The organism is Planctomycetaceae bacterium (assembly GCA_041398825.1).
In the GTDB taxonomy this organism is placed as follows: Bacteria; Planctomycetota; Planctomycetia; order Planctomycetales; family Planctomycetaceae; genus F1-80-MAGs062.
The window spans coordinates 176,909-203,133 of sequence record JAWKTX010000009.1 but is presented as its reverse complement, the minus strand read 5'-3'; the positions used below and the strand labels follow the sequence as shown (position 1 = coordinate 203,133).

15 protein-coding genes and 1 pseudogene are annotated in these 26,225 nt (G+C 53.8%); 10 read left to right on the top strand and 6 right to left on the bottom strand.

What is annotated here, in order from left to right; genetic code table 11:
* Positions 1-103 precede the first annotated feature (103 nt).
* Positions 104-358 carry an HAD-IA family hydrolase gene (locus R3C20_17200; protein ID MEZ6042243.1) on the bottom strand — a complete coding sequence of 85 codons (255 nt, stop codon included), beginning with the start codon at positions 356-358 and terminating at the stop codon, positions 104-106.
* Between the two features lie 472 nt (positions 359-830).
* Positions 831-1,967: a TIGR03364 family FAD-dependent oxidoreductase gene (locus tag R3C20_17195; protein MEZ6042242.1), complete on the bottom strand. Its 1,137-nt coding sequence runs from the start codon at positions 1,965-1,967 to the stop codon at positions 831-833.
* Between the two features lie 250 nt (positions 1,968-2,217).
* Between R3C20_17195 and R3C20_17190 the strand changes: the two genes are divergently transcribed.
* Together R3C20_17190 and R3C20_17185 are read left to right on the top strand one after the other, a co-directional pair.
* Positions 2,218-3,504 carry a DUF5690 family protein gene (locus tag R3C20_17190; protein MEZ6042241.1) on the top strand — a complete coding sequence of 429 codons (1,287 nt, stop codon included), beginning with the start codon at positions 2,218-2,220 and terminating at the stop codon, positions 3,502-3,504.
* Between the two features lie 153 nt (positions 3,505-3,657).
* Positions 3,658-4,152 (top strand): annotated as a pseudogene (locus tag R3C20_17185) (alcohol dehydrogenase catalytic domain-containing protein).
* 680 nt (positions 4,153-4,832) lie between these two features.
* Here R3C20_17185 and R3C20_17180 read toward each other — a convergent pair.
* Both R3C20_17180 and R3C20_17175 read right to left on the bottom strand, forming a co-directional pair.
* Positions 4,833-6,221 carry a DUF4339 domain-containing protein gene (locus R3C20_17180; protein ID MEZ6042240.1) on the bottom strand — a complete coding sequence of 463 codons (1,389 nt, stop codon included), beginning with the start codon at positions 6,219-6,221 and terminating at the stop codon, positions 4,833-4,835.
* A gap of 206 nt (positions 6,222-6,427) precedes the next feature.
* Entirely contained in the window at positions 6,428-6,976 is a 549-nt protein-coding gene (locus tag R3C20_17175; protein MEZ6042239.1) for an HD domain-containing protein, read from the bottom strand.
* A gap of 431 nt (positions 6,977-7,407) precedes the next feature.
* On the opposite strand from R3C20_17175, the gene R3C20_17170 reads away from it, so the two are divergent.
* From R3C20_17170 to R3C20_17135, 8 genes are all read left to right on the top strand, one after another.
* A complete protein-coding gene (locus R3C20_17170) occupies positions 7,408-8,589 on the top strand; it encodes a protein arginine kinase (protein MEZ6042238.1) in 1,182 nt (393 codons plus the stop codon).
* A gap of 134 nt (positions 8,590-8,723) precedes the next feature.
* Complete coding sequence (locus tag R3C20_17165; GenBank protein MEZ6042237.1) at positions 8,724-10,820, top strand: UvrD-helicase domain-containing protein; 2,097 nt, start codon at positions 8,724-8,726, stop codon at positions 10,818-10,820.
* A gap of 351 nt (positions 10,821-11,171) precedes the next feature.
* On the top strand, positions 11,172-14,261 hold the full coding sequence (locus tag R3C20_17160) for a hypothetical protein (protein MEZ6042236.1): 3,090 nt from the start codon (positions 11,172-11,174) through the stop codon (positions 14,259-14,261).
* A gap of 350 nt (positions 14,262-14,611) precedes the next feature.
* Entirely contained in the window at positions 14,612-16,525 is a 1,914-nt protein-coding gene (htpG, locus tag R3C20_17155) for a molecular chaperone HtpG (GenBank protein MEZ6042235.1), read from the top strand.
* Positions 16,526-16,888: 363 nt separating this feature from the next.
* Positions 16,889-18,337, top strand: coding sequence for a Gfo/Idh/MocA family oxidoreductase (locus R3C20_17150; protein ID MEZ6042234.1), 1,449 nt, complete (start codon positions 16,889-16,891; stop codon positions 18,335-18,337).
* A gap of 245 nt (positions 18,338-18,582) precedes the next feature.
* A complete protein-coding gene (gene metK, locus R3C20_17145; protein MEZ6042233.1) occupies positions 18,583-19,722 on the top strand; it encodes a methionine adenosyltransferase in 1,140 nt (379 codons plus the stop codon).
* Between the two features lie 505 nt (positions 19,723-20,227).
* Positions 20,228-21,628 carry an aspartate aminotransferase family protein gene (locus R3C20_17140; protein MEZ6042232.1) on the top strand — a complete coding sequence of 467 codons (1,401 nt, stop codon included), beginning with the start codon at positions 20,228-20,230 and terminating at the stop codon, positions 21,626-21,628.
* A gap of 56 nt (positions 21,629-21,684) precedes the next feature.
* Positions 21,685-23,139, top strand: a complete 1,455-nt coding sequence (locus tag R3C20_17135; GenBank protein ID MEZ6042231.1) for a PhoPQ-activated protein PqaA family protein — start codon at positions 21,685-21,687, stop codon at positions 23,137-23,139.
* A gap of 143 nt (positions 23,140-23,282) precedes the next feature.
* Here R3C20_17135 and R3C20_17130 read toward each other — a convergent pair whose 3' ends face one another.
* Complete coding sequence (locus tag R3C20_17130; GenBank protein ID MEZ6042230.1) at positions 23,283-24,752, bottom strand: aldehyde dehydrogenase family protein; 1,470 nt, start codon at positions 24,750-24,752, stop codon at positions 23,283-23,285.
* A 165-nt stretch (positions 24,753-24,917) separates the two neighbouring features.
* Positions 24,918-26,072 (bottom strand): GDSL-type esterase/lipase family protein, encoded by a 1,155-nt coding sequence (locus R3C20_17125; GenBank protein MEZ6042229.1) that lies wholly within the window; start codon positions 26,070-26,072, stop codon positions 24,918-24,920.
* Positions 26,073-26,225: the final 153 nt, after the last annotated feature.

The window sequence follows — 26,225 nt, the reverse complement described above, 5'->3', positions numbered from 1 at the left end:
GTCCGCGACGGATCGAACCACAAAGTGGGCTCCGGAAGCCATGAAAGCGGATTCAACCGACTGCAGACGAGAATCGAGTTCGCCTGCGGGCAATTGAAGTACCTCATCCTCTGAAAGCCCCAGTGGCATTCCCCGTTAAAGATACGGCCACAGTAATCATCCCTGCATTTAATCCCGCCTCGATTCCGACACGAGTGTCGTCGACGACCGTGATGGCGTTCATGGGATAGACATCCAGCAGCTGGGCTGCTTTAAGATTGGACCAGGGCGCCGGCCTGCCTGCCGGGACATCGTCCGAACAAACGACAACATCGGGCGAATAATTCTGCGACGCTGCGATGGGAATGACGACCTCCATGAGCTTCGCGTGTAGCCTGTTGAGGATCCAATCCTGATACCGCTTTCCCGCAGGGACTGAATGGTATCGGCCACGCCGGTGATAACATCGGAATGGTCAGCCAGAATTTGTTTTTGCAGCGATAGAAATTCAGAATACATCACATCTACATACATCACATCCACGTCAGCATCTGTCGGCGGATGGTCATGTACCTGCTGCCATAGTTCAGAGACGCGTTCCAGATTGGCGACAAGGGAAATATGCTCCTTCCTGGCACGCGGCGTCGGACCGCGAGCTTCCGGCAATTTGAATACCGCGGCGTTTGAAGACCTCAATAAAAACCTGAGTCGGTGCGCGGCTTCCGTAATCAACCGTCGTACCAGCCCAGTCAAACAGCACGGCCTTAATTTTCTGATGGAGTATCGTCACGGGTTTATTCTCTTTGAAAATGTTTGACGATTCTGTTGCGTGGTTGAGGGGCCGATGGATGTCAGGACGTCCAGCGTTTCCATTGCTGTTCTGCGAGACCAAACGCCATCGTCATTCCTGCTCCTCCGGTGCCGGTGACAATATGCACGCCGGGCATCGGACTCGATTCGAAGACGGGGGCCTTCGAATACCTGGCGTAAATACCGTGCCAGTGTTCAGCAATCGTCCAGTCGGGAAGACGCAGAATCTTTTTCAGTTCCCGCAGGATCAGGTTATCGATCAATGTCTTGTCAAAGGCGTCGATGTTCGCATCATACTCGTGGGAATCGCCCAGTATAATTTCACCATGGTTGTTCTGTGATGCCATGACGTGGATGCCAAACAAATCCAGTTCCGGAGTTTCATCAGCAATCCGCTGCTTTAGTCCCGGAAGGCCGTCACAAACATCGAAATTTTGATAATGCCGCAACGTCAGGCCGCTGGCAAGATGTGGTCCCAACTTCCACTCTGTTTCGTAACCGCGAACACTCATCATCTGCAGTTTGCAGAGTCTCAAACCCGCTTGCTGCAGAACTTCAGGAAACAGGACCTGCAGTTCAGCACCACAACAAACGATCACCCGGTCGAATTCATTCCTAAGTCCGTTCGAAGCGACAACGGATACTGCTGACTCACTGCATTCAATGTGACGGACATACGTGTTGAAGTGAAAAGCGACATGAAGTTGTTCCCGCAGGAATTCAGGAAGGGTTCGAGTTGCTTCACGAGGATTCACGCATAACTCGGCCGGACTAAACAGGCCGCCCAGCAGTCCTTCCGGATTTGCTGCAGGTGTATTGCAGTGAACCTGCTGCGGCGTCAGCAGCTCGCATTCGATGCCCAGTGAATCTGCTTTTGAGGCGAATTCCTGCAGCACTGCCCACTCGTCATCTCGGTGCGCAAGGTGAATCGAACCGCAGGAGTTCACCCAGATACCAGCCTTCTCAGCGGCCGATAACCAGCGAGCGCGGCTGATACTTGCGGTCTCGTAACATGCTCCCGCAGGCTGCCCAATAGGCCAAACCATTCCAAAATTGCGGATCGATGCTCCGCTGGCCCGTGTGTTCCGTTCGAACACAGTGACGCGACAGCCGCGTTCTGCAGCAGACCATGCATGTGCCAGCCCGACAATTCCCGCACCTACGATTGCAACTCGCATTGGATTCCTGAACGTATCTCTATGCCCGTCCGACGACACTGCTGAATCGCCCGGGAAACTCATCGAACCTTAACGGGAACATCACTGGCAGACAGTATACTTGCAACGCGCGGCGTGCGTCGCCCGACAATGAAGAAGTTTGCGTTAATTCCAGAGTGGACGATGCTTCATGCAAGGCAGTCTGTCATCAGAACCAAATCATTCGGTCAGTGGGTTACGTGGCAGAAACCTTTGGGCGCTGTGGGCTGTCATGTCTGCGTTTGGCACCTATTTCTGCATGTATGCCTTCCGAAAACCGTTTACTTCGGCAGGATTTGAATCCACCGTGGTTTCAGGAACGTCGTTCAAATCATTGCTTGTGACTTCGCAGATTCTGGGATACACCATATCTAAGTTCATCGGCATCAAAGTGGTTTCGGAAATGGCCCCGGAACGACGAGCTCGCATGCTGTTGTTGTTGATTGGCCTTGCCGAACTTTCGCTGGTGATGTTTGCAGTAGTACCGCCACCATGGAATGCCGTCTTCATGTTCCTGAATGGAATTCCACTGGGCATGGTATTTGGACTGGTGCTAGGATTTCTGGAGGGACGCAGGATCACAGAGGCCCTGTCCGCCGGACTTTGTGCCAGTTTCATTCTGGCCGACGGCGCTACAAAGTCTGTCGGCGCATGGTTACTGGAAAAGGGAGTGAGCGAGTTCTGGATGCCAGCCGCCGCGGGAGGCTTGTTTGTGCTTCCGCTTTGCTTGTGTGTCTCCATGCTGGCCAGAACACCTGTCCCATCCTCTGCCGATATTGCGGAACGGTCCGAACGCGTACAGATGAATCGTGACGATCGCTGGCTGTTAATGCGACGTTTCGGCCCGGGACTTGCGATGTTGGTACTGATGTATTTGCTGGTGACGATTCTGCGCAGTATTCGCGCCGACTTTGCACGGGAAATCTGGGAAGGGCTCGGGGAGCCTGCGGCGCCGGCAACATTCACGACCTCAGAGATGTTTGTCGCCTTTGGCGTGATGGCCGTTAATGGCGGGCTTGTGTTTGTCCATAACAATCGCAGGGCATTCTTCATCGCTTTGGGGACCTGCCTGCTTGGCTTGATATTAATCGCCGCAGCACTGCTTGGGCGTGAGATGATGGGCGGTATGGGAGCGTTTCCATACATGGTCCTTGTTGGACTGGGACTCTACCTGCCGTATGTTGCAGTGCATACGACCATATTCGAACGCCTGCTGGCCATGACTCGAGAACGCGGCAACGTTGGGTTCCTCATGTATCTTGCGGATTCAACAGGTTACCTGGGCTACGTTGGTTGTATGCTGGCCCGTGGTGCTCTGAGCCAGCAGGGGAATTTTCTGCCGTTCTTTGAAACAGTATGCTGGTTTACTTGTGGTGTTTCTTTTGTCTGCGTGTTGCTCAGCGGTCGATACTTTGGATCGCACCAAACGATTCGCAACACTATGTTCCCGGCGAAACATTCCGGGGCTGAACAGTCAACCGTTACCACGGCATCCACAAATGACGCAGCGACTGGCTGAATGACCGCAATGATAACGACTGGCTTGCCCCCTCTTCACGACAGGATTTCAGCCGATCCATGAACACCACCTCACTGGCCGCTGTCTACGACGGAATCTCCGACAACATTTTCCTGTAGCATCTGGTCGTGCCATCTCTGAAATCCGAGGCAGGTGCTGATCAAAGTTGAAGGTTGTACTCTGTGCGGCAGCGATATTCATAGTATTGGCGGTCGTCGATCGGTCCCCGTACCGACGGTCCCTGGTCACGAGATTGTCGGACATGTCCTCGACTGGGGAGCAGACTTCGCTCCCTCTGACGTCACAGGAAGATCACTAAAGATCTGAGATCGAGTGGCATCGGCGGTTGTTGCCAATTGCGGGGAGTGCTTTGACTGCCAGCGGAACCTGCCGCAGAAATGCAGTAACGCAGTGAAATACGGCCACGAAGCATTTCGCCTCGGAATGGAATTGCTGGGGGGACTTGCCAAATACTGCCTGCTGACCACTGGAACGGCCATCGTTCGTCTGCCGGAAGATTTGCCGCTGGAAGTCATTTGCCCGGCCAGTTGCGCGATGGCCACCATCGCATCTGCTTTGGAGAACCATCAGGTCGCGGATCGGGTTGTTCTGGTCTCGGGGGCAGGTCTGTTGGGTTTGACGGCGTGAGCGATGGCGTCTATGCGCTGAGCTGCAACGATTATTGCCATTGATCCTCAAGCAGAGCGTCGGGCAAAAGCACTGGAATTTGGCGCCACGCACGCAATATCGCCTGAAGAAGCGCCCGATCTGATCCCCCCCGTCACTGATGGATACGGTGCCGATTTGGGCATTGAGCTATCCGGTGCGGCGACTGTATTTCAGTTATTGCTGGCATCCCAGCGAATGGGCGGCTGCCTGACACTTGTGGGAACTGTTTTTCCGGGAGACCCTGTTTCACTGCCGATGGAGCGTATTGTTAGAAGAAATCTGACGCTCCAGGGGATCCACAATTATGCTCCTCGACATCTTCAACAGGCTGTTGATTTCCTAACGACTGCCCGTGATCGATTCCCGTTTCGGGAAGTGGTGCGGCATTGTTACCCACTACAGGACATAAAGCAGGCCGTTGCAGCAGCAAAAATGTCCTGCAATGTCAGAGTTGGCGTGAAGCCCTGAACGTTTCAAAGCCACTCCCTGGTTTCCAAAAACAGCACCAGGGCAACGCATTCAGATATGACGACGGACTAGCCTGCGTGCCTGTCCTGGTTCTTCAACGGACAGTTAAGATTTGATTTGGACTTTCATGCCGGCTTTGATGCAGATCACTGCTGACTTCCGTCGACCGGAACATGAGGCCGATAGGTACGCTAACCACGAATCTGCTCCATCAGCGTCTTCAGCTGGGTGGAGAATTGGGTGATCTTTGCGGCATCTTTAATCGGATGACTGTCGGCAATGTCCAGAAGTAGTTGAGCCGCTTTGATAACGGATGCATCAGTGCCCGCATCTTGTTTCGACATCAACGGTTTAATTCGCCCCTGAACCGTGCCGGTAAATTCCACCCAGTCGATTTGCGCGACGGGATTGGGTAACGCATTGAACTCCATATAGCAGGCAATAACCGATGATTCAGCAGTCGGACCGGTCGAACCGCCACCAAAACTGGGCAACGACACCCAACCCATCATAAACGCCAGAATCAAGCCACTCACACCCAGCAATGCAGCACCGATGCCAAGGGTTTTGCCATCCGGAAGCTGAAAAGACGGAGCAGTTCTCCCGGGTGCAGGTGGAACCGGGATTGCAACTTCGCGCGGCATTGTCTGCGTTGGACTCAGGGCGGAGATCGCTGGCGAAGTCGGATTTGAAGCAGGTCTCGAATCGATTTCCCTTGGTGAACCTGCAGCAGTTGTTACGGGTGCGGCCGCAACCCTGGCTTCGTTCTGTCCCGGCCGTGGAGCCTTTGCGGTTGCATCCGGTGCAAAGACTTCGTCGTAGATCTCCTGCATGATGGGATCATATTTCGGCTTTGGCGGCCTCTTTGATTTCTTTCGGGAAGGTTGTGCTGATGTCCGGACTCTTGTCGGGGCCGATTCTGCGACGGCCTTTTGGGTAACCGCTTTCCTCGGGACGGCCTTGTCCCTGGGGGCATCAGCAAGCGCCGATGAAACGCCCCGGGCAACTGGCGTTGCATCCACCTGGTTTACACTTCGCGTGGGCGGCTCTGTTGGGGCCGTTGACAGATAACGCTGCAGGAGCGGCATTTTTTCAATTGGTTGCCATGCGCCGTCTTTGCCGACGCGAACCAAATCTTCTCCGCCCACCTGTTGATCGGCAATCATTTCTCCGAGATCTGGCCGGGAAACCGGACCAAGGATTTCTCCAAAGACCTGCACGTAGTACTGGATTTCTGCAGCGGATTTTGCCTGGACAGAAGTCAACTCGACTACAGAGCCCAGGTCTGCCACTGCATGAAACTGCTGCGACAGATCGTTTACAGGAATCGTTGAAGGACCCGGTTCAAGCTGAATATCGTCGAGACTCTCTGCCAGTTGCAGATCCAGCGAATGGTCGGTTGCCCTCGGCGCAGAGTTGTGATCAGCAACCTGATGGATGGTCTGCCAGTCGGTTGAATTCTCAGCACATACACGATCGGACGTAGCCAGAATACCCGTTTCGACTAACTCCTGAACTTGCGCCCAGTCTACGGGACCGAAGGATTCGCCCATCAAATTATAGAACCAGCGCGATGTCATGAATCTTCGCCTTCGATGACAGCTTCCGGGGCTGGCAGCACGTCGGTCGGCTGCATCCAGGGCAGCACCGCCTGCTCGAGTGCGCCTGTCTGCAAGTGTCAGAGACGCATGTGAAGAAAATGCAAAATTCGTGTTAATTCTTGCATCAACTCAAAGCAAGGCGGATGTTTGGTCGGCCGGTCAGGGTCCGGGAATGAACGGCTGTGTCATCGCATGTATTTCGCTATCAGAGCACGATAGTGGCTCAGATCCGCGGTTTGCATTTCGGGTACTTTTGCCATGTCGTCGTAGCGACGAACCCGGACAGCCTGCTGATAGTGCGGCAAACGTTCGAATTCTGTTGCTTCCAGGTTTGACATGGGACCTCCCTGCAAATTCAGACTGAGCTTTGATGACGGAGACAATCCTTCTGAGTAACCAGGATCCTGCCAGCACAGATAACGCTTGGCGGCAACGTGAAGGCGAATGGGGTCGACAATCTCCTTCGGAAAATGACTCTCAAGCAGGGTTGCTCCCAGCTCTTCATGTCGCGCATCAACTCCCTGACCGGCAATTTCCTCGCCCAGATCGTGCAGCATATGACCAAAGTCGTGCAGCAGGCAGGAGAGCACCACGCCTTCCGGCTCACCAAACTGCCCGGCAAATTCAGCGGCCTGAAGGGCGTGTTGCAGTTCAGACACCTCTTCGCCATAGTGGCGATTCCCTCGCTCGTGAAAAACTCTCAGAATGTCATCGACGTCAGTAATCTGAAACATGTCTTTCTCAGCCAGTGAGTAGGTGTGGAAATCCTCTGTCATTCTGACGAAACGCACCTTCAAGAGCCACCGCTTTGGTTGATTTGATAGTCTGTTAAAGAATGGGACTGGCTCGAGCAGGAGACCTGAGAACACGACGGTTGCATCCGTCCAGCGTGCCTGTCCCAATTTTTCATCGGACTGTTAGCGTTAAGTTAAGTTGAGGACGCTTTAGAATCCGGATTCCCCCCTCGACAGGTGCTGTCGAAGGCAAGCGCCTTGCCGGCAACGATTTCGGGAACGCATGGGATAGGCGTGACGAACTGCACAATGGGAATTTTGCAGGGAAATTGCGTGCCTGGATGAGCTGAAATCCTTCGACAATGCGTTTCAGAATCTCTCAAATTCCGTCGATTCTTCCCCACTTTCTCTGGCTATGAAAACGGTCTACAATGCGTCGCCGCATCATGTCTGCGACGCATGAATTTGAACGAATCTTCCGCATTTCGCGGAAAGCTTGTGTCTATCGAAGGAATATCTCGTTGAGTTCGGATGACTCTTCTAATGGGTTTTGCCTGACAGAGCTCTCACGTACCAGTGGTGAATGGCTTCGCGGGGATGGTCCAGAATCAGATATCGTAATTTCGTGCCGCGTTCGACTGGCAAGAAACATAGCGGGGTTTCCATTTATCAACCGGATGTCTCCGGATGCGCGAAATCAGGTGGTGGAACTTGTCCGCGGGATTGCCAAAACGTCACCAGACGGGCAGCCAATGCGGTTTCTGAACGTAGAAACCATGTCGACCCTTGATTGCCAGCTGTTGATGGAACGGCAGTTGATCAGTCGCGAGTTGTCCCGGGGTGATGGTGCGCGAGGTGTTATTATTTCGCCGGGCGAACGCCACAGCATCATGATCAACGAAGAGGACCATCTGAGGATCCAGGTACTGCAAAGTGGCCTTGCGCTGGAGGAGTGCTGGCAGGAATGTGACGCCCTCGACGATCAGATTGAAGCGGGACTGTCGTATGCCTTTCACGAGCAATTCGGTTACCTGACAGCCTGTCCGACGAACGTGGGAACGGGCATCCGCGTCAGCGTGATGCTTCATCTTCCGGCATTACGGTTGACGCGTGAAATTCAGAAAGTCAATCAGGCTGCCCAGAAGATCAATCTTGCGGTGAGAGGTTTGTATGGAGAAGGCAGCCAGGCGATGGGCGACTTCTATCAGATTTCCAATCAGATCACTCTGGGCCGCAGTGAAAATGAACTGATGGACAACGTCATGGAGGTCGTCAATCACATTATCAGCTGGGAACGCCGCGTTCGGGATTTGCTTCTGAAGGATAACCGCGGCAGCTTGCACGATCAGGTGGCAAGAGCCTTTGGCGTTTTAACGAGTGCTCGTTCCATCAGTTCGGAAGAAACAATGCATCTGCTTTCGAGCATTCGCATGGGGTTGCGTCTGGGACTGATTGACAATCTGGACATGGCCACGGTGAATGAGCTTTTTGTTCACACACAACCGGCACATCTTCAGAAACTGCACGGCGAAACGCTGGAATCGAATGAACGCAATCTCGCCCGGGCAACGTGCCTTCGCCGAAGACTGATCGATTCGTCGCTTGGATCATGAGTTGTTCCACTGTCCGACTTCCGGCGAATGAAGTCGACGCTCGATGGCGGGCGCGCCGGATGGATGGAAAGTCGCATTTCGATTGCATTGATTGTTGGCTAATACACCGCAATTTCGCACATTATTAGTTTCTCATGTTGAACCTGTCCGGACTGAATGCCCCGCAGAGGGAAGCCGTTTCGATCGTTTCCGGCCCGTTGCTGGTACTGGCGGGTGCGGGTACCGGTAAGACGCGTGTCATCACCTACCGGATGGCAAACCTTATCCAGCATGGCATCCGACCGGATCGGATACTGTCGGTGACGTTCACCAACAAAGCCGCAAAGGAAATGCGTGAACGCGCGCTGAAACTGCTGAACCGCGGCTCAAAGCAACGTCCGGTAGTTTCTACGTTTCACTCATACTGCGTTCGTGTTCTGCGTGAAGAAATTGAAGCGCTGGGTTATCCCAAGGGATTTGTCATCTACGACCGTGGGGATCAGGAATCTGCTGCACGAACCGCGTTAAGGGACATTCGGGTTGGCGACGGTGCGATGCGACCAGGCGACCTGCTGAATCGCATCAGTCGATGGAAAATGATGGGGGTTGTCGAATCCGAGGCCAGCAATCATGTGGAAGCGGACTTCGACTTTCTGGCGGCGATGGCCTATCGTCGCTATCAGAAACAACTTCGCGCGAGCGGTGCAGTGGACTTCGACGACCTGCTGCTCCTGACCGTTCGACTTTTTGAAGAACATCCGGGTGTCCTTCGCCGCCAGCAGGCGAAATTCGACCATGTGCAGATCGACGAATACCAGGACACGAACGGCGTGCAGTTTAAGCTGGTCGAGAACCTGGTCAGTGGCCACCGGAATATCTGTGTTGTCGGTGATGATGACCAGTCCATCTATGGATGGCGCGGGGCCGAAGTCGAGCACATCATCAATTTTTCGAATCACTTTCCCGGGACACGCACTGTACGGCTGGAGAATAATTATCGGTGCACGGATCAGATCCTGAACTGCGCGAATCGACTGGTGAAACACAATCGGCAGCGTCACGACAAGACTCTGATTCCTCACAAGAAGTCAGGGACTCCCGTAAGAATCATGGTTTTTGATGACGAAACTGCGGAAGCTGAAAACGTCGTGCGCGAAATCGCATACCTCACCACCGAACTGGGCGTGATGCCGCGACAGGTGGCCATACTGTTCCGCACCAACGAACAGCCCCGCATCTTCGAGCAGGAACTGCGCAGGTTGAAAGTTCCCTACATGCTGGTGGGGGGCCAGTCATTTTTTGATCGTCGGGAGATTCGAGATCTGCTCGCGTATTTGAAAGCCATCTGTTACCCACGGGACGAAGTCTCGCTGCTGCGCATTATCAACACACCGACGCGTGGTATCGGTGCGGGAACCGTTGAGAAGATCATTCAGATGGCCGTCAAAAAAGGAGTGCCGTTCTGGGAGGTACTTCCGGAGGCCCAGGCGGCCGGCATTATTCCGACGAAGACAATGACGGCACTACATGGATTCCGCAATCTGCTGCAGCGGTACGCCCAGCAAATGGCGATGCAGCCGAAGGACGCGGCTGACATCATTCGGCGTCTGTTGAAAGAGATTAATTACGAAGCCGAGATCGCAAAACAGTACAAAGAGGAAACGCAACAGGAAACACGCAGGAATATTCTGGAAGAATTCATCAACAGTATCGGGCAATACGTTGAGAAAGAACCGGATCCCACACTTGGGGGGTTTCTGGAAACAACCGCTTTGATGGACCGCGATGAGCAGAATGACAAAGACGAAAAACTTTCGGACAATTCCGTCCGTCTCATGACGCTGCATTCCGCAAAGGGTTTGGAGTTCCCCCGGGTCTACCTCGTGGGTATGGAAGAGGGCATTCTGCCTCACAAGCGAAGTATTGAAAGTGATCTCGAGAAAGACATTGCCGAAGAACGACGTCTCGCTTATGTGGGTGTTACCCGGGCCATGGACCACCTGACGCTCACACGCGCGGGATCGCGCATGAAATGGGGCAAGCGGCGCGAATCTGTGTGTTCACGCTTCCTGTTTGAGATGCAAAAGGATCCGGGGGCTGAGCTTCAGGAAGAGCGAATTGGGGAAGATGAGCAGCGGCCCAGTCTGGTTCCGATGAAACCAGCTGTTCCAGGAACTGCAACGGCACCGGGTTTCGCACAGAACCCGCGTTCTCAGCCCTCGTCAAACGAATTTGACGCGCCGCCATTTTGATGTCTGCGGATCCCCTGCCGTTACCCGTTGCTGAAAGAAGGCCCACGACGCCCCAGCGAATCGATCGTCCCGTGGCAGCCTGAGATAATGACCCTGGTGAACGGATCTTTATCGCTTTCATCCTGCTTTCAACCGGCTGTCGAAGGCGTTTTGCGCGAATCCTGGCAATTTGCAGGGTTTCGACAGTACACACTGTCCATGACTTGCGGCAGTACGTAAGGTATCCCATTCGTTCGGGGCCACGATCGCGATGCAACTGTGCTGGACTCCAAGGGCCGTAGATAAAGTTGAATATTCACCTCCGGAACTGTCGCTGAAAAACTTGCGCTATCGTCATGAAAAGGTTTGCCAATGTTGTTGAATACGTTTCTGTCACGTTTTCGAAATCGCCCCGTCAATCGTCGTCGCCGTTCGTCAATGGCAGCATTAAACGAGGCTCTGGAGACGCGAGCATTGCTCGCTGCTTCCTTTGGATTCGACTACACAACCGTCGCGAGTGACCTGCACCCAACGGAACGTTTTTTTGGTGACACCGATCCAAACAACGCACCGTTCACCATCATTCGATATGGTTTTGGTGAAGTCACTTCGCTGGTCGGGCTTCCGGCAACTTCTGCTGTGACCGGCATCCCGGGCAATCTGACCTTCGATTTTGGAAGTTCCGATGTGAACAATCCAGTCGAAGTGCTGACGCTGTCCACGTTTGACAATGGATTAAGCGACGGCATCGCCAACGAGATCTATACGCCTGACGGCGTGAATGATGACCCGACAATCACCGTTTACAACAATGGCACGGCCATCGCAACGGGTAGTCTGCTGCGGGTTTATCTGGACATTGACACGAACGGTACTTCCACGTCAACTGCTGCCAATCCCAGCCGTTTTCAGCTCACGGCTCCCGTCGGCCCTGATTCAACAATTTATGACGAATTGTTAGCAGCGACGAACGGGACGGGCATTGTTGATTTCACCTTGTCTGCGTTTAACTACACGGGGCCCTGGGCCGGTGTCGGTGATGCAGAGATCTTCAGCTCCACTGGATCAACAACAAATCTGATTGACCCGCCAGCTGTGACGGATGATCACGGCAACGATACGGGCAGCGCAACTTTCTGGGACCGAACCGGTGCCGTTTCCGGAGAGTTCGAAGCAGCCCTGTCAGATAGTGAAGACTATTTTGCTGTCGAACTGGAGACCGGTCGGCAGTATACGTTTCAGGCGGATGACGGGGATGAGCAATCCGACAATCTGACCATCATTTATGTTCTTGATTCCTCAGGAGACATCCTGGCCGAGGGGGATTGGCTTGCGGATACGTGGTCGACTCAGGTCACGGTATCGACGTCTTATACAGGCACCTATTACATCCAGGCGTTCAACGCCAGTTCGACCTTTGGAAGCTATTCCATCACACAGATTGCTGACGTCGCGGTCACCGGTGATGATCACGGAAACGGGTTGTCATCGAGCGACGCGACAGAATGGGATCGCACATCCCCCATTGCCGGCAACATCGAAGTCACCGAGGACCAGGATTGGTTCGCAGTAGATCTTTCGCAGAGTAAGGAGTACACGTTTCGGACGAATGCCGGGACGCTGCTCGATACGATTCTGTCGGTTTACGACAGTAGTTTCTCACTGCTTGACGATAATGACGACGCCAATAACGGTGAGAACGGCGAACTGTATTCTGAGTTGGTGTTTACACCGCCCGCATCAGGAAGGTACTACCTGGTGGTCGAAGGATATGGCAATAGTGAGCCGCTATTTGAAGAAACATTTCGCGTTGGCAGCTACACACTTGAGCAGGTCAGCCAGACCAATCTGGTGCCGGATCGTCCGGTGCTGACCGGAGCAAACCCGACAACGACGACGAATTTGCGTCCCACGATCACATGGGACTCTGCTCTGAATGCGGCAGAATACGACGTCTTTATCTCAAATACGCTGACGCCGCAAACGCCCGTCTTTCGAATGCGAACCAGTGAAACGAGTCTGACCCCGAATATCGATCTTGGGATTGGACGTTTCAGAGTCTGGGTTCAGGGGATTTCGGATGCCAACGTTCGCGGACCCTGGAGTATTCCACAAGGGTTGCGAATCAATACCGCGGCGTCCATTTCAAACACGCCCGAGCAGTACTATGCCAGCAGCTCAATGCCAACCTTCACGTGGGACGAACTGCCGGGGGCGTTGAACTACGAAATCTGGGTAAATAATCAAACGTCCGGCACGCCCGAAGTCATCCACACAACCACCGGGACAAACAGCTTCACTCCTGGATCCAATTTGGAAGTCGGTGTTTACCGATACTGGGTTCGAGGCATCAGCAGCGACGGTTTTTACGGCGGCTGGTCCTCATTTGCTCAGATTTATGTGGGTCCGGCTGCGGTCAGTCCCATTTACCCCACATTCGAAGTTGCACCAACATTTGAATGGACGTCCGTTGCTGGTGTAAGTTCCTACGACTTCTGGCTCCAGCGAAATTCTTCGGTCATCGCAAATCCGACGGAACTCTCCGGCACAACGTGGTCACCCGTTTCTGACCTCGGTCCCGGGACCTATCACTGGTGGGTCCGTCCAAATCTGACAGCTGGTGGCAAAGGGCTCTGGAGCAATCGGCAGACATTTAACGTCGGCGGCATCCCCCAAATCGACACTCCCATTCCGTTGCAGAATCTAACGACCGTCACGTGGACACCGGTCACGGGTGCTGCCAGCTACGACTTCTATTACCGATCAGATGTCAACGGCGAGACATTGATCAGTCAATTCAACACCGCAGCCACAAGTGCGCTCTTTACTACGAGCGACATTGGGATTTATACATTCTGGGTGCGGGCTAAAGACGGAAATGGAGTCAACAGTGGCTGGAGTCATGCGGCAAGTCTCACCGTTCCGAACCTCATACCAGTCATCAATACGCCGATTCAGGTCAATTCCCAGACGACCATTTCATGGGCGCCGGTGGCCGGGGTGGCAGAGTATGAGTTCCGGGTCCGCAGGCAATTTGAGGGGGGAACCTTCGATGACGAATGGCGAACGACTGAAACCTCAGTGGTGATACCCACAACATTACCTGGCGCATATCGAGTTTGGGTACGTTCGATTACTTCGGAAGGATTTGTAACCGCTTATAGTACTCACGAATCTTTCGACGTAGCCGCAGTTTCGAAGACTGTTGAGCTTGAAGAATTACTCGTCAGTTTGTCGCCCAATCTCCGCGAACAAAGTCGACTCATTCGGGAGGAGGCTAAGGAATTGGCATCGTTGAATTCCCCCGAACCCACCGATGCTGCCGACCGTCCTGATCCGGAATCTGGCACAACCACTGGCAATCCCCTGGCCAGGTTACAAGCTGACCAGGCTGAGCCGGACGAAGTGATTCAGGACTGCTTTGCCGCCAGCATCCATCAGTTGCTGGAGATGCTGGACTAGTCATAGGCCTCTTTTCGGGAATCCATCATCGGTCCTTTCCGGTGTTCCGAGAATGGACAGGCTGATTGTGGTGCTCACACTTAACGACGGCGTTCCCCGCCTGAAATCGGGGGACGCCGTTTTTCTTTTTGTTGCGGTCTTCGCAATCCGACAGTTGCGATTCGGCGGCTGGCGAACGTCATTCCGCCGGCACTCGCTGAGAACACTGCCGTCTGCAGGGCAACGGTTCGGCGGCAGCCTGCCAAAATGACTGGCACGTGCATTGCTACATTGTGGCAGCACCGGTTTTCGGTTCGTCCGGGCTCACGCCGGGGATCTACCAAATCTCGAACAAAGTCAGGTGTTTGGAAATGACGGAACAAGCGGAGAAGACGCAGTACTCGTTTCAGGCAGAGATCAAACAACTTCTGCATTTGCTCTCACATTCGCTGTATCAGAATCGTGAGATCACAATTCGTGAACTTGTCAGCAATGCTTCGGACGCTCTGGACAAGTTTCGATATTTGACACTTACGTCCGACGTCACGGGTGACGCATCTGACCTTCGAGTTGTACTGGACCCGGACAAAGAGGCCCGAGTACTGACGATCCGTGACAACGGTGTCGGTATGACACGCGACGAACTGACACAAAACCTCGGGACAATTGCTCGCAGCGGATCACTCGACTTCCTGAGGAACGCACAACAGACGGAATCGAAAGATTCCAGTCTGCATTTGATTGGTCAGTTCGGCGTTGGTTTCTACTCGGCGTTCATGCTGGCAGATCGCGTGGAAGTCATTACACGCAGTCACAAGGAGGAGAATGGCTGGGTCTGGGAATCTACCGGCGACGGAAGTTACACAATCACCGAAGCAACAGAACCTGTCGAACGCGGGACTTCGATCCGACTTCATTTGAAGAAGGATCTCGATGAGTACACCGATCCGATTCGCCTGAAGTACATCCTCCGGAAGTACTCAACATTCGTGCCGCATGCCATCTATGTGCAGGACGAACATATCAACAACCAGCCACCGATCTGGGTGGAGCCCAGGAACAGCCTTACGGAAGAGCAGTATCAGAATTTTTATGAATATCTGACGCACTTTCCGGGTCAAAAACCGCTTTGGCACCTGCATCTGTCGGCGGATTCGCCATTTCAGTTCCACAGCATTCTTTACAGCCCGGAAACCAATCTCGAAAAGATGGGTTTTGGTCGTTCCGATCATGGGCTCCATTTGTGCGCGAAGCGAATTCTGGTTCAGAATGACAACCGTGATTTGCTTCCGGACTATCTGCGATTCCTCCGGGGAATTGTAGATTCGGCCGATTTGCCGTTGAATGTTTCTCGCGAAGCGCTGCAGGACAATACGGTCTTCCGCAAGATGCAGAAGGTCATCACAAAGAAGGTTCTGGACCACCTCGACTCTTTCGCCGAAGAGGATGCCGACAAATATCAGACGTTCTATCGAGAATTCGGAATGATTCTCCGGGAGGGTGTCGGATCGGACTTTGACAACCGGGACCGACTGGCAAAACTGCTTCGATTTGCATCCACGCATTCGACAGATTCCGGCAAGCTTGTTTCACTGCAGGAATACTGCGATCGAGCTCCGGAAGAACAAAAGCAGATCTATTTCGTGACCGGGACAGATGCGACGAGTGTCCTTCGGGATCCGAACCTGGAAATCTTCCGCTCCAGAAATCTTGAGGTACTTCTGCTCACAGATCCAGCGGATGAATACATTCTGTCCACATTGAATTCATTCGCGGAACGAGATCTGGTGTCCGTCGATTCGGCCGATCTGAAACTTCCGGAAAAGAAGGCGGCGGACGGCGAAGATCAGTCGGAGGAAGGAAGCAAAGAAAGCACCGAGGTGCCTTCCGGGTTTGACCGTCTGATTGAAATCCTGAAGGAATCGCTTGGTGAACAGGTACAGGATGTTCGAAAATCCGAACGGCTCACCGAAAGTGACTGCTGCCTGGTTAATGCTCAGGGATCGATGAGCACCACAATGCAGCGAGTGCTTCGGATGAACACACCCGAATTTGAGATGGCCAAAATGATCCTGGAAGTGAATCCAAATTCCTCCCTGATCAGGCGTTTGTCTGAAATTGCAGTGAACTCTGATAATGCTGAATTCATCAGGGAATGTGGCCGCCAGCTGCACGCCAACGCAATGATCATGGCGGGACTGGCTCCTAACGGCAACGAGATGGCTTCACGGCTGCAATCATTCATGTTGCAATTGGCGCAGAGTCGCAGTTCGATTACCACATGATGTACACAGCATCAACATGACGCATCAGCCCATTGATCTGCCTGGCTCTTGCAAAACGCCTCGTAAACTACGAGGCGTTTTTTGTTCCTTTCGGGGAGCCTGCGAACGCTTAAATTTCGGGCATTATCACCATCGCTCCGTTGATGTCCCGGGGGCTTTCGTCCGTGCTTTGATGCATCCCCCCGGATGTATTGGCTGAAATGAGCCTGGCCGCCCGAATATTGACCGGCTCGGCTTGACCGACGGGCGTCGTATTGTTCGGATTCGCACTTGTTCTTCGGATTGACGCTCCGGGCCAACCGAGCAAATTGCGATTCGATCACAGAATTACCCCAGGATCATTGACACGGGAGCAAATCCTACATGAGTTCCACCAGTCGACGAGGTTTTCTGGCAAGCGCAGCAGCTTCTGCCGCGGCGTTTTCGTTTCCTTCCGCGGCACGGGCTGTGTCCGCTGTTGATGAAATCAACATCGGGTTCATCAGCTGCGGAGGCCGCGCGAATGAACATATGGGAGCGTTCTCAAGCATTGCCGGAATCACCGTCGGAGGGCTCTGCGATCCGGATGAAGGACGCGTTGGAAAGGCGGGGGAACGATTCCCCAGGGCTCGGCTCTATCAGGATCTCAGGAAATTGCTTGACGACGATTCGGTAGATGCAGTTGTCATTGCAACTTGCAATCACTGGCATTGTCTGGCGGCGATCTGGGCGATGCAGGCCGGTAAGGATGTGTATGTGGAAAAACCACTTTCGCACAGCCAGTGGGAAGGGCAGCAGACGGTTAATGCCGCTCGCAAGTATAATCGGGTCTGTCAGGTCGGAACGCAGCAGCGTTCGGATCCAATGCAGGCGCAGATTAAGGCGTTCCTTCATGAGGAGAAAGCTCTGGGGAATCTTGTATCTGCCCGAGTGAATCGATACGGAGTGCGCGGGCCCATCGGAAAGAGAGATACGCCGCTGCCAATTGACAAATCGGTCGATTATGACCTGTGGCTCGGCCCCGCCCAGGACCGTCCAATCTTCCGAGACAAGCTTCAGTACGACTGGCACTGGGACTGGAATACCGGTTCCGGTGAAATGGGGAACTGGGGCGTGCATGTTCTTGATGATGTTCGTAATAACGTCTTTCTGGACAAAGTCACGGTGCCGAAGCGAATTCTCGGCGGTGGCGGACGTATGGTCTGGAACGATGCCGGCGAGTCGCCGAATGTGCATTTCGTCTATTTTGACACCGGAGTAATACCTGTCGTCATCGGGCTGACGAACCTTCCCGCAGGGCCAAAAGAGCGGAAGTCTCCGAAATGTCCCGGGCCGGGCAGTGGCTATGTCGTGTACTGCGAAGGTGGCCGTTTCGAGGGACAACGCGGGGCAGGCGTAGCGTTCGATCAGAATGGCAAAGAGATCCGCCGATTCAAAGGCAACAGCGGGAATGGAATTCACCAGCAGAATTTCATTGATTCTGTGCGCAGTCGGGATACTTCATCGCTGAATACGGATGTTCAAATTGGTCACCATTCGACTGGGTGGTGTAATCTTGCAAACATCGCATTCCAGACAGGTTCTGCCTGGAATGCGGAAAACGCGGCGTCGGTGACGGGCGACCACGGCGTTTGGGGAAGTTTGCTGGAGGAAATGAAAGAGCATCTCGGGGCCTACAACCTGAGTTTTGCTGACAAGGGAATTCGGCTCAGTCCAATGCTGAATCTGGATATCGCGTCAGAACGGTTCGTGGGTGAACACGCCGAAGCAGCCAACGCGCTTCTGAAGCGACAGTACCGTGAGCCGTATGTCGTCCCTGAAATCACGGTTTGATTGAGCGAAATACGGGAATTCCGGCACCAGCAGTGTTTCGTATCCAGGACACTGTTGTTGCCGGTTTCCGGCTGCTCTAGACTTCGCGGCTTGTATGGCATTGGGTCCACGAGGATGCGGTGCCGTACAAGCTAAGTTCATCGCGAATTTGCTGTCAAACCGGCGGTCGTGGAAGATGATGCACGCACGGTGCGAGTATCCGTTTTGTCAGACTCTCATTTCAGTCAGGTCAGGTGCTTCGGAAGATGGCCAACTACTTCTTCACTAGTGAATCCGTCAGTATGGGACATCCGGACAAGGTCTCCGATCAGGTATCGGACGGCATTCTGGATGCTTTGCTCGAACAGGATCCGATGTCTCGCGTCGCCTGTGAGACCCTTTGCACGACGGATCTGGTTGTCCTGGCCGGCGAAATCACCACGCAGGCGAAAGTCGATTACGTGGGTGTTGCCCGCAAGGTCATTCGCGAAATCGGTTATACGAGTGACGATATTGGCTTCAATGCAGATACCTGTCGTGTCTTTCTGGCACTCCACAGCCAAAGCGGTGACATCGCACAGGGCGTGGACCGAGACGGAGCGGGCGACCAGGGACTGATGTTTGGCTATGCCTGCAATCAGACTGAAGAGTTAATGCCGCTTCCGATTGCCTATTCGCACCGCATCATCAATAAGCTGGCGCAGGTCAGACTTGATGGTGAAGTAAACTGGTTGCGTCCGGACAGCAAGAGTCAGGTGACCGTGGAATATGACGGCGCAAAACCTGTTCGAATCGATGCCATTGTTGTCAGTACACAGCACACGGACGACGTGACTCAGGAACAAATTGCCGAATACATCAGGAACAGCATCATTGGCCAGTGCATTCCGGCGGAACTCATCGACGCAAACACAAAGTATCACATCAATCCTACCGGCCGATTTGTGATTGGTGGACCTCATGGCGATACAGGACTGACCGGCCGAAAGATCATCGTTGATACCTACGGTGGCTGGGGGCGTCACGGTGGCGGTGCCTTCTCCGGTAAGGACGCAACCAAGGTGGATCGCTCTGCGGCATACATGGGGCGATACGTTGCAAAGAATATTGTTGCCGCAGGACTTGCCGACGAATGTGAAGTTCAGCTCGCTTACGCGATTGGCGTTGCTGCTCCCGTGAGCGTTCGCGTTGACACCTTCGGTACAGCAAAGGTTTGCGAACAAAAGCTCGGAGAGGTGGTTCAGCAGATCTTCCCATTGAATCCACAGGGAATTATTAATCACCTGCAGCTGCGTCGTCCGATTTTCCGACACACGGCCCATGGCGGTCATTTCGGACGCAGCGAGCCAGAATTTACCTGGGAAGCAACCGATAAAGCAGATGAGTTGAAGAAGGCATTTGCTTAGCAGCCTGTTGAAAGACGGGACTGGCTCGAGCAGGAAACCTGAAAACACGATGGTTTCCATTCCGCCTGCATGCCTGTCCCGGACTTTTCAACGGACAGATAACAGCCTGATCCAGTGGATGACTCGGCCACCAAAAAAGTGGCCGAGTTTTTTGTGCACCCAGCGGGCCGTGTTCACTCGGGATGATGATTCCCGCCGACCGAAATTCAGGGTCGAGGAAATGTCCCACACCATGGACCTCTGGCGACACACCAGCAATCGCCGTCGGTCTACCAGGGAGGTTCGCTGCGGCCCGGACTGAAACCTTCTGTTGAAAGGCTTCCCGCCTCAAGTATCCGTTCGCCAGAACCATCGCCTGTTTTGGGGGGGGCGCTGGCAATATGCCGGAGTCTACAATTGGGGGCCGCCGATGAACTTCAGCGTGCCGTTGACTGTCACAGTGAAGCGGCGTTCGCAATAATCCACTATCAGATAATTCTGTCTCTGTAGAAGGTCATTTTCCGCTATGGCTCCGGCAACTCAACCCTCACCCATCCATTTCGAAAACGAACCCGTTTCCAACGAAGTCCGCGACCATATTGCCGCCGGTGAGCCGCATTCTCTTCGCACCTACACGCCCACACAGGCGGTGCTCGCCAAATCGGCTGGAATCTTTCACTGGACACCCGAAGGACGCCGTTTGTACGACTTCACCAGTGGTGTGCTGGTTGCAAATCTCGGCCATAACCCAAAGCGATGGCTGAAGCGATTTGTAGAGTATCTTGGCTGGACGCCGGACATGTTGTCTTCTGATGAAGATGGCTTCGCTCAGGCAGTCTCAATGACGGCATACAACGCAATTACTCAATTGGAGTCTGAAGCCACGCAGCGTCTTCTGGCAAATCTGCAGGCAAGTTGCGGCGGCAATCGATTGCAGTCGGTGATATGGGCTGCATCCGGTTCAGAAGCGGTCCAGAAAGCTCTGTGGGCATGCATGAAGAATGATCCATCCCGTGATGGGATACTTGCCACACGTTATGGATTTCACGGAAAAAAGGGACTCTCAGGAGCTGTGACCGGCTGCGAAACAGATCCGGATCGGGACCCTCGAGTGCGTTTCATCACTTTTCCGCGTGACGAATGTTCCGACATCGAATCACCAGCGAAGCCTTTCGATCCAGCGCCGTATCGAGAGGAACTGGAGCGTATCTGGAAGGAATCAAACGGGACAATCGGTTGTTTGATCACCGAGCCGTATCTTGGCGGCGGCGGAAGCTTTCACCCGCCGGCCGCGTACCTGCAGTTGCTGCAGTCCTTTTGTCGCGAACATGACATCCTGTTTATCCTGGATGAGGTTCAGGCCAACTTTGGTCGGACAGGTCGCATGTACGCCTTCGAAGCTTATGGACTGGAACCAGATTTCGTGTGCCTTGGAAAAGGTTTGGGAAATGGTGTGCCAGTCAGCGCGGCTGTCGGCCGTCGCGACGTCTGCGAGAAGATGGGTTACGGAGCGACCTCGGACACGTGGAGCGCGAACCCGATTTCTTCAGCCGCTGTTATCGCAACTCTGGACGAATTTGAATCCAGCACGATCCTCGAACGCACTCGTCATCTCCATACCATTTTCCGGGATGGACTGTGCCAGTTGAAAAAGACCGGAGCCATTGTCAACGTGCGTGGCGAAGGTATGGTGTTCGGCATTGAATGTGGGGCGGTCGGTAAACTCAGTCCCGGCGAAGTTGCCAATGCCATTGTGGAAAGAGCCTACCGTGGCGTAGAGAATGGCGACGGCATCCATTTGCTTGGCCCATTGGCCGGTTGTGTTCTTCGAGTCAGTCCACCGATGTGCATGTCAGATGAAGATGCGGGGCAATCCTTATCATTGCTCCATCAGTTCGTGCAGGACGTGGCAAATAGTCACCAATAGACTGCCCGCAGCCCGCACATTTATTTGATCTCCTCCCTCTGGAAGGCTGTTGTTCTATGAATTGTCCTGAGAGTCCTTATCCCTCAAAACAAACACGACAAACTTCCACAGTGGCTGCTGCTGTGTTACTGGCCACGGTGACGCTGCAGGTATCGATCGCTGCTCAGGAGATTTCCGGTTCTCCTCAGACACCTGGATCACTCAGCGCAGTGACATCCAGCGCCGTGGCACCTGTTGCGAACCTCACAGTAGCCGCAGTCACGCCCGAAGAGGCCGCCGCATCAGCCATCCACAATTATGTTCAGCGCGATGAACCAGAGTTTGCATGGAAGATCGCACGCACTCACCAGAAAAACGGTGCGACCATCACTGAACTGCGAGTGACATCACAACGCTGGCAGGACATTCTCTGGGAACACGCGGTCGAAGTCTATCAGCCAGCAAAGCTTGAATACCCCGAACATGTGTTGCTGTTTGTGACCGGGGGAAGTCAGCCGCCGAAGGATCTTTCGGAGAAAGACGCAGAAATGGGTCTGCAGATGGCTGCGGTTTCCGGAATGCGGGTGGCCGTGTTGCATCAGGTGCCCAATCAACCTTTGCTTGGGAATCGTGTTGAAGACGACCTGATCACTGAGACTTGGCTGAGGTACCTGAAAACAGGCGACGAATCATGGCCGTTACTTTTCGCGATGGTGAAGAGTGCCGTAAAGACAATGGACGCCGTTCAGGAGTTCACAGCGCAGGATGGCAAGAAACCTGTTTCTTCATTCATCATTACCGGGGCCTCAAAACGCGGCTGGACGAGTTGGTTGACGCCCGTCGCAGATAAACGCGTCGTTGCTACTGCTCCGATTGTCATTGACGTGCTGAACTTTCGAGCACAGATGAAACACCAGATTGACACCTGGGGCAAGTACAGCGAACAGATCATCGACTACACGAGCAAGGGCTTAATTGTAGAGGGGGAAGAGAACGATCGCGAGAGACAACTTCGCCTGATGATGGATCCGTATAGTTACCGGGAAACACTAACCCTGCCAAAGCTGCTTGTTAATGGCACAAATGATCCCTACTGGGTTGTGGATGCGATGAAGCTGTACTGGGATGACCTGAAAGGTCCCCGCTATGCTTTGTTTCTGCCGAATGATGGACACGGACTGGAGAATGGCCGCCGCAAGGCTCTGACGACCATTTCAATTTACGCTCGAATGAACGCCGCAAAGATGACGCTGCCTGAGCTCGATTGGGAATTCGGACGAGATGGCGAGACCCGATCCGTTCGCGTTCATTCTTCACAGCCCCCCACGTCGGCACATCTGTGGTCTGCACAGTCGGCAGATCTTGACTTTCGCGATGAAAAATGGAGCGAGGTCAAGATGTCAGAAAGTGACGGGGCCATCGTGGGTTCTGTTATCGGCAAGGAAGGCAAGCACGTCGCGATGTATGCCGAATTGATCTTTGAAGTCGCAGGCGTGCCATACTCCCTGTGCACCCTTGTCGAACGCAACTGATCACCAGCAACTGAGGAGCCAGCTGGTCCGGACAGTCATGACAAACGCCCCGAAAGGTTGCCGTTGTAAGCGGCATCCTGCGGGGCGTTTTCGTTGAACTGTTCTGTCGAGACGTTTCTTGACGGAAAACTTCTATTAGGTCCTTACAGGCTGACGGTCACGGTTTTAAGTTCTGTGTAATTCGCCAGACCTGCTTCACCGAGCTCCCGGCCGATGCCGCTCATCTTAAACCCTCCGAACGGAGCGGCTGCATCAAACACATCGTAGCAGTTGACCCAGACGGTGCCGGCACGCAGGCTGGCAGCGACGCGGTGTGCCTTCTGAACGTCTTTTGTCCAGACGGCAGCGGCAAGTCCGAAATTGGTATCGTTGGCTCGACTGACCACTTCAGGAAGGTCGCTGAACTTCAGGATACTCATCACTGGCCCAAAGATTTCTTCCCGCGCGATGGCCATGCTGTCCTGGACATTTGTAAAGATCGTCGGCCGAACGAAATAGCCGCGTTTGCCGTACCGTTCGCCACCGGTAACGCAGTCCGCTCCCTCACTTTGTCCCTTCTGAATGTAGCTCATGATTTTATCAAACTGCGCCTGATCCACCTGAGGGCCCTGAGTTGTTTCACTGTCGAACGGATTTCCCAGCACCCGGCTGCCTGCACGAGCCACCATCTTTTCCACAAATTCATCGTGAACAGAATCTTCCACATAGAGTCGGCTGCCAGCGCAGCAGCACTGTCCCTGGTTGAAGAATAAGCCGAACTCTGCACCGGCAATCGCTGCATCCAGATCGGCATCCGCGAAGACAATATTCGGACTCTTCCCGCCAAGTTCGAAAGTGATTCTCTTGAGCGTGTCAGCCGCATTCTTCATGATGATTTTTGCCGTGGTACCTTCACCGGTAAACGCAATCTTGTCGACCTCCGGATGGGCAACAAGTGCTGCGCCCGCGGTAGGACCATATCCCGGAACCACGTTGATGACACCCGGCGGAAAACCGGCTGCCAGGGCCAGTTCCGCAAGACGCAGGCAGGTGAGCGGTGTCTGTTCGGCGGGTTTCATCACGATGGTATTGCCCGCTGCCAGCGCTGGCCCCCATTTCCAGGCGGTCATCAGCAGAGGGAAATTCCAGGGAATAATCTGACCGCAAACCCCAATCGGCTCTCGACGCGTATAGCAGAAATAGTCACCTCGAACGGGGATTGTGCTGCCGTGAATCTTGTCTGCCCATCCGGCGTAATATCTCAGACAGTCAATAACCAATGGCAGATCCGCCGTTCGCGAATCATTGATGGGCTTCCCGTTGTCAAGTGTTTCGAGAGCCGCCAGTTCGTCGATATGTCGTTCGGCCAGATCGGCCAGTTTGTGTAACAACTGCCCGCGATCCCGTGCATCCATTCGTGACCATGGGCCATTTTCAAATGCTGATCTTGCGGCGTGCACTGCCAGATTCACATCAGCGGCGTCACCTTCGGCAACTTCGCAGATGACCTCTTCGGTCGCCGGATTCACCGTGGGGAACGTCTTGCCGCTGACGGAGGGTCGAAATTCATCTCCAATCAGGATGCCAGTCTGGCGAATGGCCGGTGGCGTAACAGAGACGGTAGTCGATGTCATTGAAGGCTCCTTTGTTGTCGGCTGAATCAGAAACAGATGCACACTGTGGAATTATGTCACGCAGAGTTTCGATTTACGATTCAATCGGGTTGAAACCACGCTTCCGCAAGGGTTCGCAGGGCAGGTTTTTGCTCGCGAAAATGCGGTTGGCTGGTCACCTGAAAATCAATGATCATCCGATCGCAGTACTTTGACTGCGTTTTGCTCCATCTCCTGATGAAGTCGATTGGCAAGCAGAGTTCGACCTTCATCAGACAGATGGATCGCGTCTGCCAGGAACAGATCCTGCTTGTCGAGTTCATCAAACATAGCTGCTGCATCAATCAGAGTTGCGTTGCATTCAATTGCGGTCGCTCGAACGATCTCATTGTACGATTCATGCAGTGGTTGCACTTCCGACAAGTCGCTCACTTCGCCGGCATCTAACAGGTACTCCGGTACAAGAATGTCCAGCGCGTGGGGAGCTGTAATCATCCAGCAGTCTGCACCACAACGGCGACACGCTTCGCTGATGGCAATCAGATTGCGTCGATATTGTTCCGGGGGCACGCGGGCAGGACGAACGGCCGAACGCAGGTCGTCGGCTGCACCGGATCTTTGGCTGAAAATCGATGCTGCCAGTTGATACACGCGAGATTCGTTCGCCAGCTTCAGCAGTTGATTGATGCTCTCGGAATGACTGGATTGTAAATGATCCGGAACACCCCTCGAAAGCCAGTGATCATTCCAGCCAAAATAAGCAGTCACGATGTCAGGAGACCACTGATGAACCACCGTTTCCATCAGCGCACGCCCCTGCCACGACGAATACCCCAGACAGGACGCGTTAATAATCTCCACATGATCTTCGGATGAATCAGCGGTTGTCTCCCCGTCAATTCGGGACGAATCGGACACATTTCTTTGTGCGGCATCCTGGAGTTTCTGCCAGCGTTCCGGGTACGGTTCCGGACCGAAATGTGTGCACGAATCCCCCAGGCAAACCACACGAACACTGTTTTCAGGTTTGATGACGTCAAAGTCCGGACCAGGGAAACCCAACGAATTATGCCCCTCCGTGGATGGCCGAGGCTTCCAAAACAGGATCGGGTCACGGATCAGGAATGGCTCTTCCGAATGATTGTTGAATTCATCAATCGGGAATGTAAACGTCATCCTTTCCAGATCGGTTTCGTATCGAAAATCCATGAATCGCAAACAGGACTCCATGACCGAAAAGAAAAACGCGACGGTTGCGGCGGAGTAAAGGATTTTGCGCCGCGTCGAGAGTCTTGCCACGGATCGCTGTGTCCCCCGTGGCGTGTTGTAAGATGCAGTCATTTCGAAACCGATTTCCGTTTCCGAAGGGATGTGTTGAACTGGCGAACACATTGCTTTTTCGCGAACGATTGCTGCCAGACACAGGCTGCGAGTCTGCGGTCAATAAAGTTTTACGGCATCCCTGCCATATGGCCAGTGTATGACCGGCTGTGG

What these genes read in the sequence shown, in the direction of transcription:
- R3C20_17125 (MEZ6042229.1), bottom strand. Translation starts at nt 26,072, where the DNA reads ATGACTGCATCTTACAACACGCCACGGGGGACACAGCGATCCGTGGCA.
- R3C20_17200 (MEZ6042243.1), bottom strand. Translation starts at nt 358, where the DNA reads ATGGAGGTCGTCATTCCCATCGCAGCGTCGCAGAATTATTCGCCCGAT.
- R3C20_17135 (MEZ6042231.1), top strand. Translation starts at nt 21,685, where the DNA reads ATGAATTGTCCTGAGAGTCCTTATCCCTCAAAACAAACACGACAAACT.
- R3C20_17165 (MEZ6042237.1), top strand. Translation starts at nt 8,724, where the DNA reads ATGTTGAACCTGTCCGGACTGAATGCCCCGCAGAGGGAAGCCGTTTCG.
- R3C20_17180 (MEZ6042240.1), bottom strand. Translation starts at nt 6,221, where the DNA reads ATGACATCGCGCTGGTTCTATAATTTGATGGGCGAATCCTTCGGTCCC.
- R3C20_17190 (MEZ6042241.1), top strand. Translation starts at nt 2,218, where the DNA reads ATGTCTGCGTTTGGCACCTATTTCTGCATGTATGCCTTCCGAAAACCG.
- R3C20_17150 (MEZ6042234.1), top strand. Translation starts at nt 16,889, where the DNA reads ATGAGTTCCACCAGTCGACGAGGTTTTCTGGCAAGCGCAGCAGCTTCT.
- htpG (MEZ6042235.1), top strand. Translation starts at nt 14,612, where the DNA reads ATGACGGAACAAGCGGAGAAGACGCAGTACTCGTTTCAGGCAGAGATC.
- metK (MEZ6042233.1), top strand. Translation starts at nt 18,583, where the DNA reads ATGGCCAACTACTTCTTCACTAGTGAATCCGTCAGTATGGGACATCCG.
- R3C20_17175 (MEZ6042239.1), bottom strand. Translation starts at nt 6,976, where the DNA reads ATGTTTCAGATTACTGACGTCGATGACATTCTGAGAGTTTTTCACGAG.
- R3C20_17170 (MEZ6042238.1), top strand. Translation starts at nt 7,408, where the DNA reads ATGCGTCGCCGCATCATGTCTGCGACGCATGAATTTGAACGAATCTTC.
- R3C20_17130 (MEZ6042230.1), bottom strand. Translation starts at nt 24,752, where the DNA reads ATGACATCGACTACCGTCTCTGTTACGCCACCGGCCATTCGCCAGACT.
- R3C20_17195 (MEZ6042242.1), bottom strand. Translation starts at nt 1,967, where the DNA reads ATGCGAGTTGCAATCGTAGGTGCGGGAATTGTCGGGCTGGCACATGCA.
- R3C20_17140 (MEZ6042232.1), top strand. Translation starts at nt 20,228, where the DNA reads ATGGCTCCGGCAACTCAACCCTCACCCATCCATTTCGAAAACGAACCC.
- R3C20_17160 (MEZ6042236.1), top strand. Translation starts at nt 11,172, where the DNA reads ATGTTGTTGAATACGTTTCTGTCACGTTTTCGAAATCGCCCCGTCAAT.